This window comes from Marinobacter sp. MBR-99 (assembly GCF_040547575.1).
Classification (GTDB): Bacteria; Pseudomonadota; Gammaproteobacteria; order Pseudomonadales; family Oleiphilaceae; genus Marinobacter.
In genome coordinates this window covers 143,295-158,974 of sequence record NZ_JBEPPY010000005.1, presented here as the reverse complement: position 1 = coordinate 158,974, position 15,680 = coordinate 143,295, and the positions used below count along the sequence as shown (strand labels likewise).

Here is a 15,680-nt window from a genome sequence, read left to right as displayed (position 1 = left end):
GCGACAGCGCGCCCCAGCCCCGGTTCTGGTTGTCCCTACAGGTGGTTCATCAGTGCCCGCAATTGTGCGTTATCGGGGTATCGTTGCAACAAGGCTTGGGTCACTTGCCTGGCTCTGTCCTTCTGGTCTAACTGGAACAGTGCAACCGCGTACCGGTAGCCAAACAACCACTGGCCGGGCGTCAGCTCATAGGCCCGTTCCAGATCAGCCAGCGCCGCCGGGTAGTCTTGCAGGCGAACGCGGATCAAGCCCCGCAGGTGAATCAGTTGTGGTTCGTCAGGGCTGTGTTCCAGGGTTTGATCAATGGCCCGGACCGCCTCCAGATTGCGGTCGCCGGAACGGAGAATGTCGGTCAGCAGGATGGTGGCCGGCACGTAGCCCGGGTCTTTGGCCAGAGCACGGTTGAGTTGCTGCTCAGCCTTGTAGACATAATCCCCGGCCATCAGGTATCGGGCTTTCAGCACATTGCCTGCGGGCAGGTCTGACTGCATATCAACGTAGTGCTCGTATTCTCTCTGAACTTCGCCCCAGCGCTCGGGGTCCGGCAGGATGCCGGACCACACCATGGATTCAAAGGCCTCCAGCCTGACCGCCAGGGAGTCATCAGCCAGACCATTTTCAGCAAGCTCCCGGGCCTGGCTCATGTTGCCGTGCCTGAGCACACGATAGGCGCTTTCGCGAATCACAGCGTGACTGCTCTTCGCCAGCCGCGCCAGAACTGCCGCATGCCCCGCGGCAAGCGCTTCCCCATGCTGTTCCAACAATGTTGCTCGACGAAGGGCGGGTTCACGCTCATCTTCAAGGTAGGCCAAGGTCTCTGTCAGGTTTCTCTGCTGAACATGGTGCCAGGTATCCGGCTGATACAGGTCCGGATACCAGCTCTCGACCGTTTCTACCGACCAGGCACGATCCTGGTCCGTGTGGCACGCCAGGCAAACATCCGGGCTACCGGATTCCCTCGACACATCGGGCCGGGGCACCATGAAGCTGTGCTCCCGCCGGTCGTCGATCCTCATAAACGTGGCTTCGGGCATGTGGCAACTGACGCACTGCGCACCATCACTGTTACGGGGGTGATGGTGATGATCCGGGGTATCGTAATCACCGGCATTGTGGCACTGGGCGCAAACAGCATTGCCCTCGATCTTCAGTTTTCCGGTATGGGGGTTGTGGCAATCCGAGCAGACAACTCCAGCCTGGAACATCTTGCTTTGCTCAAAGGAGCCCAGCACAAACACCTCTTCCCGGACTCGCCCATCGGAATAGTAAAGTGGCTGATCGAGCCGGCTCAGGCTGAACTGGTTATGTACCTGGCCACCGGCGGAATCCGTCAGGCTGGTACGCAGGGAATGGCATTGGCCGCAGGTGGCAACTTGTTCGGAACCGGATTTGGCACCCTGCAGGCGGGGTGGGCGCTTTCCCTCGCTCACCAGCCAGGCGCCCACCGCAGCCAGTTGCACCCCAGCGGCCAGGAAGTCTCCGCTACGCTGCGCCGAGGCATGGTCCAGAGCCGCATCATGGCAGGCGGTGCAACTCACGGCCACGTGCTGCCACTGGGTATGGTAACGATCTTCCACCGGGTCGTAGTGACGCTCCAGCCCGGTGGAGTGACAATCGGCACACTGGTTATTCCAGTTCTGGTAGATGCCGGTCCAGTGCATGGCGTCGCCGGGCCGGTTTTGCCCGGGCTCATCCAGCCGGAACCAGCGCTGACCTCCCTCGGCTTTGGCCCGGGTATCCCAGGCGATATTGAAAGCCTGAAGACGGCCGTCACCAATATCTAACAGGTATTGCTGAAGGGGATAAACCCCGAAGGTGTACCGGACGGCCCACTCGCGCTTGTCGTCGCCCTCCCGGGTATGAATGAGGAATTGCCCATCTTTCTGCAGGAATTGAACGGCGAGGTCCGGATCTTCATAACGGGCACCAGAGAAGTCTCCCGCGACCGACTCCGGCGTGGCTTCAGCCATGGCAACCGCATGCTGGGAGCGGGACCACTCTGCAACTTCGCTGGCATGACATTCGACACAATCGGCAGGATTGGCCAGGGCTTTGCCACCGGCCAGCACCAGCAGACAGAGGGCTAATAGCGTCCAGCGTTGCTTCATCATATCGTTCAATTCCATGTTACTTATGCACTCATTTCACCAGATCATAAACCCGAATTCGCGGAATACCCTTCTGCCACACCCTACAAGACCTCAACCTGCAAGGGCTGGCCCAACTTTTGGGATATGGCCTGCCACTTGCTTGAATTATGATAAAGATCGTGATGATTCATAGGGCTGACCACACAACAACAACGACTCCGCCATGAACGAGAAACTGGTTCCATTCCGATACAACGTGGGTGTGCGCTCTCCCGATTTTGAGGAGGCGAAGGCGTTTATCAATGCCCACATCGAAGACCGGGAGGTTGCCCCGCTGTCTGGCAGTGGCCGGGCCGAAAACCTGCTGACTCTGCAGCCGGTGGGCAGCAGTTCACTGTTTGGCGCCATGTGGTCCGAGAAGGTTCACATTCAGTCAGACACCCAGCAAACCTTTCATGCGGTTCTGGTGCTGTCCGGCAATATTTACTGCAAATCCCTGGATACCCATGTGCCGGCCGACAGCCTGGTGCTGACGGCACCGGGCAAGCAGGCAGACCTGATCTGGGAAAAGGGCACACGGGCGGTGGTCATGAGCCTGGCGCGCCAGAAGCTGATCGATACCCTGGGTGTTCCGGACCTCAGCTTTCTTCGCGAAACCAATGCGTTTATACCTGGCAATCACCAGGACGCTCAGGTTTTGAGAAATGCCATCAGCTGCCTGGCCCAACAACACGAGATCTGTGAGGGGCGAATCGACCCTTCGGTTCAGTCCCAATGGGAGGGGTTACTGCTGTCACAGTTTGCCAACCAGTTACACCGGGAAGGCCTGGAAAACCCGTCGATACTTCCTGGCCGGATTCGACTGGCAACGGAGTGGATACTGGCCCACATTCGCGACCCCATATCAGTCTGTGACCTGCTACGGATCACCGGCGCCAGCCGGCGCTCACTGGAGTCCGGATTTCGCACCTACCTCAACACCACACCTGCCAGGTTCATTCTCTGCCACAAGCTCAAAGGCGTTCGTGAATTACTCAGAACCAGCCCTGACATCACCATTGGCGATGCAGCGTTTTCCTATGGATTCAACCACCTGAGCCACTTTACCCGCCAATATCAGGAAGCCTTCGGCGAGCTGCCTTCGGAAACCCTGCGGCAATGCCGGGCATCCCGGGTAGTGGTCAGCAAAAAGGCCCGGCTCGATTCGGTTTGATACCAAATCTTGCCGGGCAAGACGCTTTCAGAGTCAGAAGGTTACGTTAAAGCCCACGGCGTAGTTGGTATCCATAACCAGTGCCCCCTGCGGGCTTGCAACCGGTTTATCGAACTGCCCGGTCTCCGCCCATACTTTCACCTGAGGGGTAATCCTCTGCTCAAGTTTCAGGGTATAGACGAAGTTATCCGCCGCATCATAGTCATGATCCTTTTCCTTGTAGCCGACCGCTACGCCCGTGCCACCCTCGGTGATGTACTGGGCAGAGACACCGTAGGAATCAAAGTCGGCCTTGCCTTGTGGGTCCAGCGGGTAGGGTGCGTTCCGGTTGTTTTCCCAGACCGCACCCAGGGCCAGGCCACCCAGCTGGTAACTCACGCCAGCGGCAGAGATCAGGTAATCATCCGTGGCAAACGGCGGCAGCTGTTCCTGCACCAGCTGGGTCGTGCCAATGGCAAACCCAAGATTGTCACTCTTATGCACCAGGCGAACCGAGCGGCCGTCGGCATCCTTGCCGTTGCTGTCATTCAGGGTGATGGCTGCAAACACCAGCTTGGTCTTCATAAACCAGGGGGTGTGATAGGCAAAGGTACCTGATGTCCGATCCGGCTGGGCGAAGATGCCATCGGGCCGTGGGTCCGCCCGGGACACGTTGTATTCGTAGTGGTTGATGGGCCCGTAGATATCCGACCACTGGCCACTGGTGCCCCGGGGCGCCGCCACAAATAGGCCATAGCGGGTTGGCAGCCAGAATTTGGCTTCTTTCACGTGCACATCGGCCTCGCCATCACGGCCGGTGGTAGGGTAATCGGCACTGTTGGCGGCCCATGCAAGGTCCACTTCCACGGCGTAGTTCAGGTTCAGGCCTTTATCGATAGCCGCTTTGCCTTGCAAACCGAGCTCCAGCTTCAAGGCTTCCGCTTCGGCATCTTTACCTTCGATTTTGAGGGCGCCGGCACTCAGGTGCCCATAGAAGTCCGGTTTATCCAGTTCGACCGCGAGGGCCGGGCTGGCGACTGCGGCAGAGACCGCAGCAGCCAGGAGTGTCTGTTTCAGCTTCATGGGGTATCTCCTGTTCTCGAACATGGGGTCGGCTTACTCAACACACTTGTCGAACAGACAGGTGGTGAAGCTGTATCCAACTCTCCGCATGTCGGCAGGGTCAGCCGCGATAACGCCATTGCGTTGAACGTACTTGTCCCACTCAGCCAGCAGTTGCTTCAGCTTTTCAGGTTCCTTGCTGGCCAGGTCCGTGGTTTCAGTCGGGTCTTCCGTCAGGTTGAACAGTTGCCACTCGCCGGGGCCATAAGGTGGCTCCATCAGTCGAATTTTCCAGTCACCCATGCGCACGGCGGAGCGGCCATACAGTTCCCAGCCAACAACCCGGTTTTCAGGGGCGTTGCCATTCAGGCCTGGCACCATGGAGACACCTTGCACTTCGAAGATCTCACGGCCGTTGTAGGGGCTCTTGGGTACATCAATACCGGCCAGTTCCAGGAAAGTCGGCATAATGTCCATCACATGGAAGAATTCGTGGTTGATTTCGCCTTTGGCGTCTTTACCCGGCAAGCTAAGGATAGCCGGCACCAGCAAACCACCCTGGGTTGGGTAGCCTTTCCACATAGGCCAGGGCGTGGCACTGACCTGCCCCCACTGGGCGCCATACCAGATGTAGGAATCCGGACGGCCCATATTGTCGAAGCTGTTATCGTACTCAGCGGCAATCCATTCCTTGTTGCGGGGCAGCACTTCCGGGCTGTTGCCATCTGCGCCGTTATCCGACATGAACATAACCACGGTGTTGTCGAGCTTGCCGGTCTTTTCAAGGTGGGCCATCACCCGTCCAATGTTCTCATCCATGTTGTCCACCATGGCGGCGTAGACTTCCATCTTGCGGGCTTCGATCTTGCGCTGCTCATCGGTCAGTTCATCCCAGGTTGGCAGCTGGTCAAAGGGCACGTTGGCGGCCAGCTTTTGCCCTACCAGTCCCATCTCCTGCATCTTGCCAAGGCGCTGCTGACGAATGGCTTCATAGCCTTCGTTATAACGGCCCTCGTATTTCTTGATGTAGGAATCCGGAGCCTGCAGGGGCCAATGGGGTGCCGTGAACGACAGCACATGGAAGAACGGTTTGTCGCCGGCTGCGTTTACGTACTCAATGGCTTTGTCGGCGTAGAAATCGGAAGAGAAGAAGCCTTTGGGCACCTCCACCTGTTTGCCGTTCTCCAGATAGATGGCTTTCGGATCGACACCGATAATCGCCCGGCCATCATCAAAGTGGCTGGCGCCGCCCTGAACCAGCACCCAGGATTCGTCGAATCCACGGGCATTGGGGCTCAGCTCCTCGGTGCGGCCAAGGTGCCATTTGCCAGTGGTGGAAGTGTGGTACCCGTTATCCCGCAGCACCTCAGGCAGAGTCACCACCAGATCATTCAGGTGCCCCTCATAACCTGGCTGTCCCTTCTGTTCCGGAGTGAGCAGCTCGGCCATGTTGCCGATGCCAGCGCGGTGGTTGTCGGTTCCGGAAAACAGCATGGACCGGGTCGGGGAGCAGGTGGGAGCGGTGTGGAAGTTGGTCATCCGGATGCCTTCGTTGGCCAGGGCATCCAGGCTCGGGGTTTCAATCTCACCCCCGTAGGCACCAATGTCTGAATAGCCCAGGTCATCGGCAATAATCAGCAGAAAGTTGGGTTTCTCAGCCTGGTTGGCCGATGCCAGCGTAGACGCTGCCACCAACCCCAGAGCCAGCCCCAACCGACGAAGCAGCGTGTTGTTTTTGTACATGCTATGCCCTCAATCAGTTCGTGGTTGTGCCACCAGTGTGTGGTCAACATCATTCTGCTGAGGGTTTATGGGTAGGGGTTATCCCGTATGCGCAGGCGTTGTCATAAATGCGCAACATTCTCTGAGACGCAAAATACCCGATTACAATATATAGTGGTGATAGTCGTCCGCATTGCACGAGGAGTCTTCATGGAACTGCCCGCCTACCTGAAAGTCATGGCCGACAAGGGTGCCTCTGACCTTTTCTTTTCTACCGGTTCACCGGTGATGATGAAGGTCGAGGGCAAAACCGGCCCGATCACCCAGAACCCTCTGTCTTCCGGCGCTGTGAGGCAGTTAGCCTACTCGGTGATGAACGACAAGCAGCGGGCTGAGTTCGAGAAGAACCTGGAACTCGACATGGCGGTTGGCGTGAATGAAGTCGGGCGCTTCAGGGTGAATGTCTTCTGGCAGCGCGGCGAAGTCAGCATGGTGATCCGCCACCTGCGTAACGAGATTCCGTCTATTGAAAGCCTGGGCCTGCCGCCGGTGTTGAAGCAGCTGATTATGGAACCCAGGGGGCTGATACTGGTGGTTGGTTCAACCGGCTCCGGTAAATCCACCACGCTTGCGTCCATGATCGACCATCGTAACAGCTGCCAGTCTGGCCATATCCTGACTGTAGAAGATCCTATTGAGTACACCCACAACCACAAAAAAAGCGTGGTCAACCAGCGGGAAGTGGGCGTTGATACCCGGTCCTACAACGAAGCCCTGCGCCGGGCCATGCGTGAAGCACCGGATGTCATCATGATTGGCGAAATACGCGATCGGGACACCATGAAACACGCCCTCACTTATGCAGAAACCGGCCACCTGTGCATCTCCACCCTGCATGCGAGCAACGTGGACCACACCATGCGCAGGATTGTGAACTTCTTTCCAGAGCACGCCCATAAGGAACTGTTCATGGACATGAGCATGCACCTCAAAGCCGTGGTGGCTCAGCGCCTGTTGAAAGGCAAGGACGGTAAGCGAGTGGTGGCGGTAGAGGTGATGCTCGCCAGCCCCTACATCCGGGATTTGATCTCAAAGGGCGAGATTGATGGCATTGCAGACATCATGACCCGCGGCGGCGAACATGGCATGAAAACGTTCGACCAGGCGATATTCGAGCTCTACGACCAAGGCAAAATCTCACAGGAGGAGGCCCTGAGCAACGCTAACTCAAGACACAACCTTGAAGTCAGGATCCGCCTCGCCAGCGGTGGCTTCCGGTCACCCAGTGACCTGTTGAGTATTGACGAGAGCTGAACGGCAATCGCCATCGTGGAAAACACTATGGCACCTTTGTCCTGTTGCGACTGTCCTGATGAGCAAGCTATCGTCTTCGTTTATCCGCAACAGAGAGGCTCTATGAATCCGACGATCGAACTCCTGAAATCTCACCGCTCCATCCGGAAATTCAAGGATCAGAGAATTCCCCCGGATCTGTTTGAAGAGCTGATCCGAGCCGGGCAATGCGCAGCCACCTCCAACCACGTGCAGGCCTACACCATTATTCATGTGGTCAATCCGGAGAAGCGAAAGAAGCTGGCTGAACTGGCCGGCGGCCAGGCCTATGTAGAGACCTGCTCGGATTTCCTGGTGTTCTGCGCCGATATGAAGCGGGCCACCGAATCGGCAGAGAAAGCCGGAGCGGATGTGATTCGTGGTATGACCGAGCAACTGCTGGTGGCCAGCATTGATACCGCCCTGATTGCGCAGAATGTGGTGGTCGCGGCTGAATCGGAAGGACTGGGTATCTGCTACATTGGCGGTATTCGCAACAACCCGCAGGAAGTGAGCGATCTACTCAAATTACCGGAACATGTGTACCCGGTATTTGGTCTGTGCCTGGGCTATCCGGACCAGCAACCGGAAGTGAAGCCGCGCCTGCCCCTGGCAGCCATTCTCAAGGAAGACAGCTACGACGACTCAACTGACGAGCGGCTGGTGGCCAGCTTCGACGATACAATGGCCCGCTATTACCGCGAGCGCACCGGCGGCAACAAAGACACCAGCTGGTCCGAACAGCTCAAGCCGCTGTTTACCAGCAAGCTCCGGCCGCACATGAAGGAGTTCCTGAATAAAAGAGGCTTCGGCCTGAAATAGGTCGGTTTTTTCGATCCTTTAATACCAAGAAACACGATTTTTACGAACCAGACGTTCGACTAAAGTATGCACCCTTTTATTCGTTTGCTACCGAAAGGGTCATACTATGGCGAGCTTCGATACAGATGTACTTCTGATTGGCGGCGGCGTAATGAGCATTACGCTGGCGTCTCTTATTTCACAGCTGGACAGCTCGCGCTCGATGACACTGGTCGAGCAGGGCCGGCAATTGGCCGGCGAGAGCTCCGACGCCTGGAACAATGCCGGAACCGGTCACGCCGGCTACTGCGAGCTCAACTATACCCCGGCACAGGGTGATGGTAGCGTCGCCATTGACCGGGCTCTGGCCATCAATGAACGGTTTGAAATATCCCTTCAATTCTGGAGTTCACTCGTCGAAAAAGGCCTGCTGCCGGGGCCTGACGACTTTATCCGCAGCGTTCCTCACCTCAGCTGGGTGCAAGGCCAGGACGACTGCCGGTTCCTGCGCGCCAGGCACCGCGCATTGCAGGCTCACCCACTTTTCCAGGGTATGGAATTCACCGATCAGGATTCGACACTCTCAGACTGGCTGCCTCTGATCCACGGAGCGCAGCAAACATTCACACCCTCGGCAGCCACCCGCGTACCGCATGGCAGTGATGTCAATTTCGGCTCGCTGACCCGCCTGCTGGGGCGTTCACTCACCCAGTCCGGGGCCTGCGATATCCGCCTTCAGCGCCGGGTGACGGGACTTCAACGTCACAACCGCGGATGGCGGGTGACGCTTGCCAATCATGAGAGTGGCGAACAACAGGTTCTCACGGCCCGCTTTGTCTTTATCGGCGCCGGTGGCGCCGCGCTGCCCCTGTTGCAAAAAGCGGGGGTTCAGGAAGCCCGCGGGTATGGCGGCTTCCCCGTTTCCGGACTATGGCTGGCTTGCAATGACCAGAGCCTGGCGCTCCAGCACAACGCCAAAGTCTACAGTCAGGCCCCGGTGGGTGCTCCGCCCATGTCTGTTCCGCACCTCGATACCCGTTTTATCAACGGTAAGGCTGCTCTGCTGTTCGGTCCCTTCGCCGGTTTCACAACACGCTTTCTCAAAGAAGGTGGCGTGATGGATCTGGTTCGGTCAGTAAGACACCACAACCTGAAGCCGCTGCTTGATGTGGCTATCCACAACTGGCCACTGACCCGCTATCTGATCAAGGAGTCGCTCAGCCCGAAATCATCGCGCCTTGAGCAGCTGCAGCGTTTTATCCCGGACATTGATCCCGACGCCTGGAAGCTGGTGAGAGCCGGGCAACGGGTGCAGATCATTAAACCCGATAGCCAGGGCCGCGGTTCACTGGAGTTCGGCACGGAAGTCCTGAGCACCAGCGATGGCAGTCTGGCAGCGCTGCTGGGCGCCTCCCCCGGCGCGTCCACCTGCGTCGCCGCCATGCTCGATGTGATAGAGCGCTGCCTGCCCGAACTGGTTCAGGGCGCCTCCCTACAAACCCTTCAGGCACTGATTCCCAGCTATGGCCAGTCGCTGCAGCAGGATCACCAACTTCTGGCCGACATCCGCAAGCACACTCTCAGCGCGCTTGCGTTGGGTAACAGCATGGAAAACACTCAAACTGAACGGAGCCTTTACGCATGATGATTGGCATACCCCGTGAGCGAACCCCTAATGAAAACCGGGTCGCCATCATACCAACCGGTGTTTCAACGCTGCTCGAAGCTGGCTACGAAGTCATCGTTGAGAGCGGCGCAGGCTTGGCCGCGCACTTTACCGATGATGATTACCGCCATGCCGGCGCGATCATCGCGGACGATGCCAGCGCACTGTACCGTCAGGCATCGATCATTCTCAAAGTGCTGGCTCCCACCACTGAGGAAGCCGAGCTTATTCAGGAAGGGAGTACGCTGATCAGCTTGTTGAACCCCTGGTTCAACAAGCCACTACTGGAGCGGTTTGCCTCCAAAAACGTACAGGCGTTTGCGCTGGATCTTGTGCCCAGAACAACCCGGGCGCAGCCGATGGATGTGCTGAGTGCCATGGCGGGTATCAGCGGTTACCGGGCCGTCCTCAGCGGTGCCATGGCACTGCCACGATACTTCCCGATGCTGATGACCGCTGCCGGTACCATTCACCCGGCCCGGGTACTTGTCATCGGTGCCGGCGTTGCCGGATTGATGGCCATCGCCACGGGCCGGCGCCTGGGCGCCGTTGTTGAGGCTTATGACCTGCGACCGGAAGTAAAAGAGCAGGTTCAGAGCCTGGGAGCCGATTTTATCGAAATCGAAGTGCCGTCATCAGAGACCACCGGCGACAGCGGCTATGCGAAAGCCCAGAGCGAAGCCTTCTATACGGCACAGCGGCAGCAACTGGCGGATTGTGTTGCACGGGCAGACATGGTGATCACGACCGCGGCGGTTCCGGGCAAGCAGGCACCAAAACTGATCGACAGCGATATGATCCATCGCATGAAGAGCGGCTCGGTGATTGTCGACCTGGTGGCCGATAAGGGCGGCAATGTTGAAGGGACCGTGCTGAATAAAAAAGTCGTTGTGGATGGTGTCACGGTTGTCGGGCATGCCAACCACCCTTCCCGCGTGCCGGTTCATGCTTCCCAACTGCTGACCCGAAACCTAACCGCCTTCCTGCTCAACATGACCGAAGCCGGGCAGCTTGTCCCTGACCCAGAGGACGACATTGTGTCGGCAACCCTGGTCACCCGGGGCGGACAGGTGCTTCACGACGCCAAGCCTTCCGCCCGGAACACCGAACCCACCGAAAACAAGGAAATCGCCTGATGGAACTGTTTGTCCTCAGCTTCACCATCTTCATCCTGGCACTGTTTGTTGGCATTGAACTGATCAACAAAGTGCCGCCAACACTCCACACACCCTTGATGAGTGGCACCAACGCCATCTCCGGGATTGTCATCGTGGGTGCCATCATCAGTGCTGGCAGCTCAGAACTCTCCCCCAATGTTGCCGGGCTGCTTGGCTTTATTGCCGTGACACTGGCAAGCATCAACATCGTAGCCGGTTTTATGGTTACAGATCGCATGCTGAATATGTTCAAGCGTAAGGGATAATCATGTTTGCACTCATCAACCTGTCTTATCTGGCTGCGGCGGTTTGCTTCATCCTTGGAATTAAAGGGATGACCCGCCCAAAAACAGCCGTGCGCGGCAACCAGATCGCCGCCATCGGTATGCTAATCGCCGTTGTTTCCGCCCTCTTGCACCAGGGAATCATCAACTACACCGCTATCCTCGCCGGTATGATCCTAGGCGGCAGTATCGGTATCTGGCTGGCCCGGCGCACCGCCACCACCGAAATGCCTGAACTGGTGGCCAGCCTGAACGGTATTGGCGGTGGCGCATCTGTTGCGGTGGCTGCCAGCACCTGGATGCAAACTGTTGCAGTGTCCGGCGCTGGCAACAGTGGCTGGACGGCAGCGATCCTTGCCTCAATCATCATTGGTTCCGTCACTCTGACCGGTTCGGTTGTGGCGGTGCTGAAACTGAAAGGCAACCTTGGTGACAGCCGCAATAACCGTCTTTGGCACAGCGTCACCCTGGTCACACTGGTTACCGCACTCATTGGCGCCGTGCTTTTCACGGCTGAAGCCAGCACCAGCCCGCTGGCACTGGCCGCACTCATTGGCCTTTGCCTGCTGCTCGGGGTTGGACTGGTACAGCCCATTGGCGGTGCCGATATGCCGGTGGTGGTAGCTCTGCTGAATGCCTACTCAGGGCTCGCCGGCGCTGCAACCGGTTTTGTGCTGGGCAACCAGGGGCTGATCATCACCGGGTCTCTGGTGGGCGCCTCGGGGCTGATTCTGACCGCCATCATGTGCAAAGCCATGAATCGGTCCCTGCCCAACGTTTTGTTCGGTGGCGTCTTCGGCGCCTCTGGCAACAGTGCCAGCAAGCAGGACGAGGGCGAGTTCTACGATGGCAAGGTAAAATACGCCACCCCCGATGATCTGGCCCTGTTGCTGGACGGCGCCCGCAATGTCGTCATGGTACCGGGTTACGGCCTGGCGGTGGCGCAGGCCCAACACGCGGTCAAGGAACTGGCCAATCAACTGGAAGGCCGTGGTGCGAAGGTCAGCTACGCCATTCACCCGGTTGCCGGGCGTATGCCGGGGCACATGAACGTGCTGCTGGCTGAAGCCGAGATCCCCTATGGTCAGCTCAAGGATATGGACGCGATCAATCCAGAGCTGCCACAGGCCGATGTGGCCATCGTACTGGGGGCCAATGACGTGGTGAACCCGGCCGCCGCCGAAGATCCGAGCTCACCCATCTTCGGCATGCCGATCCTGGATGTTCACAAGGCAAAAACCGTGGTGGTGGTCAAGCGAAGCCTGTCCGCTGGCTTCGCTGGCATTCCCAACGGCCTGTTTATTCGTGACAACAGCCTGATGGTGAAAGGTGATGCCAAGGAAGTACTTCAGGCAACCACCGCCGCAATCAAGGATCTCTGATCAGGCATCCTCAAGGATGAGGACCACCAGCTCTTTCGGGCCATGGGCACCGTACGCCAGCACCTGCTCGATATCCGCGGTTTTGGACGGGCCGGAGACCAGCAACAGGTTCGTGGGCAAACCCGCGGACCAGTGGTGTTTCTGCATCATGCCGTACAGGTTATCTTCCACCTCACTGGCCTTGAGCAGGGCAATGTGCAGCGGCGGCAGCAGGCTCATCAGGCGCGGCTCGTGGCGGTCCGGCCAGAGCACCAGGGAGCCGGTGGCCGCAATACCGCCGGCGGTGCCGGTGATGCTGGCATCCACTTTCCAGAACAGCTCTTCCTTCCATTCCTCGATGGGGCGGTCGTAGACCATCAACTGCGATGTCGCACCGTTTCTCTGCCAGTGTGCCGCCAGCTGTCTGCCATGGGCGGTGCCTGGAGCGTATAGCAGATTGCCCAAGCCCCGGCTCTCCAGCAATTCCTGCACTTTGGCAGGCCACTGGGCACTGGTGACCTGATGAACCTCGGTGTGTACCGCTTCCATCAAAGAGCGCAGGCGGGTAATCCGGTCTTCCGGGGCGTACTGCCAGGGGGTGATAACCAGGCCCTCGTCAAAATCATCAGGCCGGGGCGTGGTGCCCGCCAGGCCGGCACGAAGTTTGTTGAGAATATTGCTGCGGGCGCTCATCACCGATCCCCCTGATTCAGATGGGCTTTGGCCAGATCGTGCAACGACCGGCGGGCCGGCACCGGTGCTGAGTGGTTCTCGGTCCAAGGGCCGACGTTTTTCGGTGCCAGCTTGCGCAAGCGGGTCGCGCCCCACAGGAACAACCGGTAGAACATCGGCGAAGTGTTCAGTCTGGCCCAGAAGCGCCAAATCACACGCTCTTTGCGGGAGTATTTGGCACCGCCGTCTTTCACTTCCGGATGCTCCGCCGGGCTTTTCACGTTCTCCTGCCGCAATCGCTGTAGCATCTCCGGAATCGGAATCTTCACCGGGCACACTTCGCCACAGGCACCACACAATGACGACGCGCTGGGATGATCCGGCACCTTGTGCAGGCCCACCATGTGCGGCGTAATGATCTTGCCGATCGGCCCCGGATACACCTCGCCATAGGTATGGCCGCCCACCCGGGTATACACCGGGCAATGGTTCATGCAGGCGCCGCAGCGGATACAGTTCAGGGTCTGGCGCAGCTGGGCATCGGCAAAGGCGCCGCTGCGGCCGTTGTCGAGCAGCACCAGGTGGACTTCTTCCGGGCCATCCAGCTCATCCGCCTTGCGGGGGCCGGAGATCATGTTCACGTAGGTGGTGATGGGCTGGCCCAACGCGGAACGGGTCAGCAGCGACAACAGGGGCACCACGTCCCGCAGGTTTTCCACCACCTTTTCAATGCCGGTCACGGCAATGTGCACCGGCGGTGCGGTGGTACTCATGCGGCCATTGCCTTCATTTTCCACCAGCAACAGAGTGCCGGTTTCGGCGATGGCGAAGTTAACCCCGGATACGCCCACGTCCGCTTCCAGGAACTTCTGCCTCAGGGTGCGCCGGCCAATCTGGATCAGCTCGTTTACATCCTCGGTTTCATCCACACCCAGCTTGTCGTGGAACAGTTTGGAGACCTGGAAGCGGTTCTTGTGAATGGCCGGCATGATGATGTGGGAGGGCTTTTCGCCATCCAGCTGGACGATGTACTCGCCCATGTCGGACTCCAGGCACTCGATGTTGCGCCCGGCCAGGTAGTCGTTCATCTCCATTTCTTCGCTGACCATGGATTTGCCCTTCACCACCTGAGATCCCTTTTTGGATTCGATTATGGCATGAACTATCTGGTTGGCTTCTTCGGTAGTCTCCGCCCAGTGGACTTTTACACCGTTGTCGGTCAACTTCGCTTCCAGCTGCTCCAGCAAGTCGGGCAATCGGGACAGGGCCCGGGCCTTGATGTGGTTGCCCAGTTCCCGCAGGCCTTCGCGCTCGTCTTCGTCCGGGAAGGCATCGGCGCGCTTTTTCATCAGCGAATCCATGGCCACCCGGAAGTTGGTGCGCAGCTGGTCGTCGGCCAGGGCGCCTACCGCACGGCCACGGAAACTGTCAGTCAGTTCTTTGACCGGTATACGCTGGCTCATGATGTCACCTCGCCACTGACCCGCTCCCACAGGAAACTGGCCAGATGCCGGCCCCGGAAGGCCTGTTGCTGTTTTTCCAGGGAACCATTGATGTTGAGAAGGCAGCCGCCATCGGCGGTGATCATTTCCGCCGCGCCGGATTCCCGCAGCGAGCGGGTTTTGTCCAGTACCATGGCGCCGGAGACTTCCGGCATGCGCACGGAGAAAGTACCACCAAACCCGCAGCACTCGCTTTCATGATCGTGGTCCAGACGCTCTACGTTCGCCAGCTTGCCCAACAGCTCACGGGCATGCAGGTGGGTGTTCATTTCCCTGCGGGCAGAACAGGAGGTGTGCAGGGCAATCTGCGTGGGCTGGCCCAGGTCCTGCCAGTCCACTTTACATACGTGCAGCAGGAATTCGGTCAGCTCGAACGTGCGCTCGGCCAGGCTTTCAACACGCTTGAGGGTATCCGGTTCTTCGGCAAACACTTCATGATAATGCTGCCGAAACATACCGGCACAGGAACCGGAAGGCACCACCACCGGCAAGCCATTATCCAGCAGGTTGAGTTGTGCCCGCGCCACCTCCCGGGCCTCGTTCACGTAACCCGAAGTCCAGGCGGGCTGGCCGCAGCAGGATTGCTCCTGGGGAAAGTGCACGCGAATGCCTTCCCGTTCCAGCAGGCGGATGGCATCCAGACCGGCTTCGGGGAAGAACAGATCCACCACGCAGGTACCAAACAGCGTGACCTCCGTCGGCTTGGCCGGGTAACTCCGAGGCTTGGGGCGCTCCGGGGCCACACGGGTGGCGTTCGGGGCGGCATCGTAGAACAGCTCACTCATCAGTCATTGCCTCCGGTCGATACGGCCATCGGCCGCTCGCCCGTCATCGTTATG

13 protein-coding genes are annotated in these 15,680 nt (G+C 58.7%); 7 read left to right on the top strand and 6 right to left on the bottom strand.

The annotated features are described in order from the left end of the window. Positions 1–35: 35 nt before the first annotated feature. On the bottom strand, positions 36–2,126 hold the full coding sequence (locus ABIE59_RS06125) for a tetratricopeptide repeat protein (RefSeq protein WP_354445231.1): 2,091 nt from the start codon (positions 2,124–2,126) through the stop codon (positions 36–38). 187 nt (positions 2,127–2,313) lie between these two features. On the opposite strand from ABIE59_RS06125, the gene ABIE59_RS06120 reads away from it, so the two are divergent. Further along, the gene (locus tag ABIE59_RS06120) at positions 2,314–3,303 is read left to right on the top strand and encodes a helix-turn-helix domain-containing protein (protein WP_354445229.1); all 990 of its coding nucleotides are present in this window, start codon (positions 2,314–2,316) and stop codon (positions 3,301–3,303) included. Between the two features lie 33 nt (positions 3,304–3,336). Here the strand turns inward: ABIE59_RS06120 and ABIE59_RS06115 are convergent, their stop codons facing one another. Both ABIE59_RS06115 and ABIE59_RS06110 read right to left on the bottom strand, forming a co-directional pair. Beyond that, positions 3,337–4,365, bottom strand: coding sequence for a porin (locus tag ABIE59_RS06115; protein WP_354445227.1), 1,029 nt, complete (start codon positions 4,363–4,365; stop codon positions 3,337–3,339). A gap of 33 nt (positions 4,366–4,398) precedes the next feature. Beyond that, positions 4,399–6,087, bottom strand: a complete 1,689-nt coding sequence (locus tag ABIE59_RS06110) for an arylsulfatase (protein WP_354445225.1) — start codon at positions 6,085–6,087, stop codon at positions 4,399–4,401. A gap of 189 nt (positions 6,088–6,276) precedes the next feature. On the opposite strand from ABIE59_RS06110, the gene ABIE59_RS06105 reads away from it, so the two are divergent. From ABIE59_RS06105 to ABIE59_RS06080, 6 genes are all read left to right on the top strand, one after another. Beyond that, positions 6,277–7,380 carry a PilT/PilU family type 4a pilus ATPase gene (locus ABIE59_RS06105; protein ID WP_354445223.1) on the top strand — a complete coding sequence of 368 codons (1,104 nt, stop codon included), beginning with the start codon at positions 6,277–6,279 and terminating at the stop codon, positions 7,378–7,380. Positions 7,381–7,482: 102 nt separating this feature from the next. Continuing rightward, positions 7,483–8,220, top strand: coding sequence for an oxygen-insensitive NADPH nitroreductase (gene nfsA / locus ABIE59_RS06100; protein ID WP_354445221.1), 738 nt, complete (start codon positions 7,483–7,485; stop codon positions 8,218–8,220). Between the two features lie 106 nt (positions 8,221–8,326). Next, entirely contained in the window at positions 8,327–9,844 is a 1,518-nt protein-coding gene (gene mqo, locus ABIE59_RS06095; protein WP_354445219.1) for a malate dehydrogenase (quinone), read from the top strand. After that, entirely contained in the window at positions 9,841–11,001 is a 1,161-nt protein-coding gene (locus ABIE59_RS06090; protein ID WP_354445217.1) for a Re/Si-specific NAD(P)(+) transhydrogenase subunit alpha, read from the top strand. Before mqo ends, ABIE59_RS06090 begins: the two co-directional genes overlap by 4 nt. After that, positions 11,001–11,288 (top strand): NAD(P) transhydrogenase subunit alpha part 2, encoded by a 288-nt coding sequence (locus tag ABIE59_RS06085; protein WP_354445215.1) that lies wholly within the window; start codon positions 11,001–11,003, stop codon positions 11,286–11,288. The genes ABIE59_RS06090 and ABIE59_RS06085 overlap by 1 nt, the downstream gene beginning before the upstream one ends. A gap of 2 nt (positions 11,289–11,290) precedes the next feature. Beyond that, the gene (locus tag ABIE59_RS06080; protein WP_502915335.1) at positions 11,291–12,688 is read left to right on the top strand and encodes an NAD(P)(+) transhydrogenase (Re/Si-specific) subunit beta; all 1,398 of its coding nucleotides are present in this window, start codon (positions 11,291–11,293) and stop codon (positions 12,686–12,688) included. On the opposite strand, the gene ABIE59_RS06075 is transcribed toward ABIE59_RS06080, so the two are convergent. Genes ABIE59_RS06075 through ABIE59_RS06065 form a run of 3 tightly spaced genes read right to left on the bottom strand, consistent with a single transcriptional unit; the run spans position 12,689 to position 15,626 of the window. Continuing rightward, positions 12,689–13,360 (bottom strand): LutC/YkgG family protein, encoded by a 672-nt coding sequence (locus tag ABIE59_RS06075; protein ID WP_354445213.1) that lies wholly within the window; start codon positions 13,358–13,360, stop codon positions 12,689–12,691. Then, on the bottom strand, positions 13,360–14,802 hold the full coding sequence (locus ABIE59_RS06070) for a LutB/LldF family L-lactate oxidation iron-sulfur protein (protein WP_354445211.1): 1,443 nt from the start codon (positions 14,800–14,802) through the stop codon (positions 13,360–13,362). Before ABIE59_RS06070 ends, ABIE59_RS06075 begins: the two co-directional genes overlap by 1 nt. Beyond that, positions 14,799–15,626, bottom strand: a complete 828-nt coding sequence (locus tag ABIE59_RS06065) for a (Fe-S)-binding protein (RefSeq protein WP_354445209.1) — start codon at positions 15,624–15,626, stop codon at positions 14,799–14,801. The genes ABIE59_RS06070 and ABIE59_RS06065 overlap by 4 nt, the downstream gene beginning before the upstream one ends. Positions 15,627–15,680 lie beyond the last annotated feature (54 nt).

Excerpts from the sequence above, each read along its gene's own strand:
- ABIE59_RS06090 (WP_354445217.1), top strand. The coding sequence starts at position 9,841 with ATGATGATTGGCATACCCCGTGAGCGAACCCCTAATGAAAACCGGGTC.
- nfsA (WP_354445221.1), top strand. The coding sequence starts at position 7,483 with ATGAATCCGACGATCGAACTCCTGAAATCTCACCGCTCCATCCGGAAA.
- ABIE59_RS06085 (WP_354445215.1), top strand. The coding sequence starts at position 11,001 with ATGGAACTGTTTGTCCTCAGCTTCACCATCTTCATCCTGGCACTGTTT.
- ABIE59_RS06105 (WP_354445223.1), top strand. The coding sequence starts at position 6,277 with ATGGAACTGCCCGCCTACCTGAAAGTCATGGCCGACAAGGGTGCCTCT.
- ABIE59_RS06065 (WP_354445209.1), bottom strand. The coding sequence starts at position 15,626 with ATGAGTGAGCTGTTCTACGATGCCGCCCCGAACGCCACCCGTGTGGCC.
- ABIE59_RS06115 (WP_354445227.1), bottom strand. The coding sequence starts at position 4,365 with ATGAAGCTGAAACAGACACTCCTGGCTGCTGCGGTCTCTGCCGCAGTC.
- ABIE59_RS06125 (WP_354445231.1), bottom strand. The coding sequence starts at position 2,126 with ATGGAATTGAACGATATGATGAAGCAACGCTGGACGCTATTAGCCCTC.
- ABIE59_RS06110 (WP_354445225.1), bottom strand. The coding sequence starts at position 6,087 with ATGTACAAAAACAACACGCTGCTTCGTCGGTTGGGGCTGGCTCTGGGG.
- ABIE59_RS06120 (WP_354445229.1), top strand. The coding sequence starts at position 2,314 with ATGAACGAGAAACTGGTTCCATTCCGATACAACGTGGGTGTGCGCTCT.
- ABIE59_RS06080 (WP_502915335.1), top strand. The coding sequence starts at position 11,291 with ATGTTTGCACTCATCAACCTGTCTTATCTGGCTGCGGCGGTTTGCTTC.
- mqo (WP_354445219.1), top strand. The coding sequence starts at position 8,327 with ATGGCGAGCTTCGATACAGATGTACTTCTGATTGGCGGCGGCGTAATG.
- ABIE59_RS06075 (WP_354445213.1), bottom strand. The coding sequence starts at position 13,360 with ATGAGCGCCCGCAGCAATATTCTCAACAAACTTCGTGCCGGCCTGGCG.
- ABIE59_RS06070 (WP_354445211.1), bottom strand. The coding sequence starts at position 14,802 with ATGAGCCAGCGTATACCGGTCAAAGAACTGACTGACAGTTTCCGTGGC.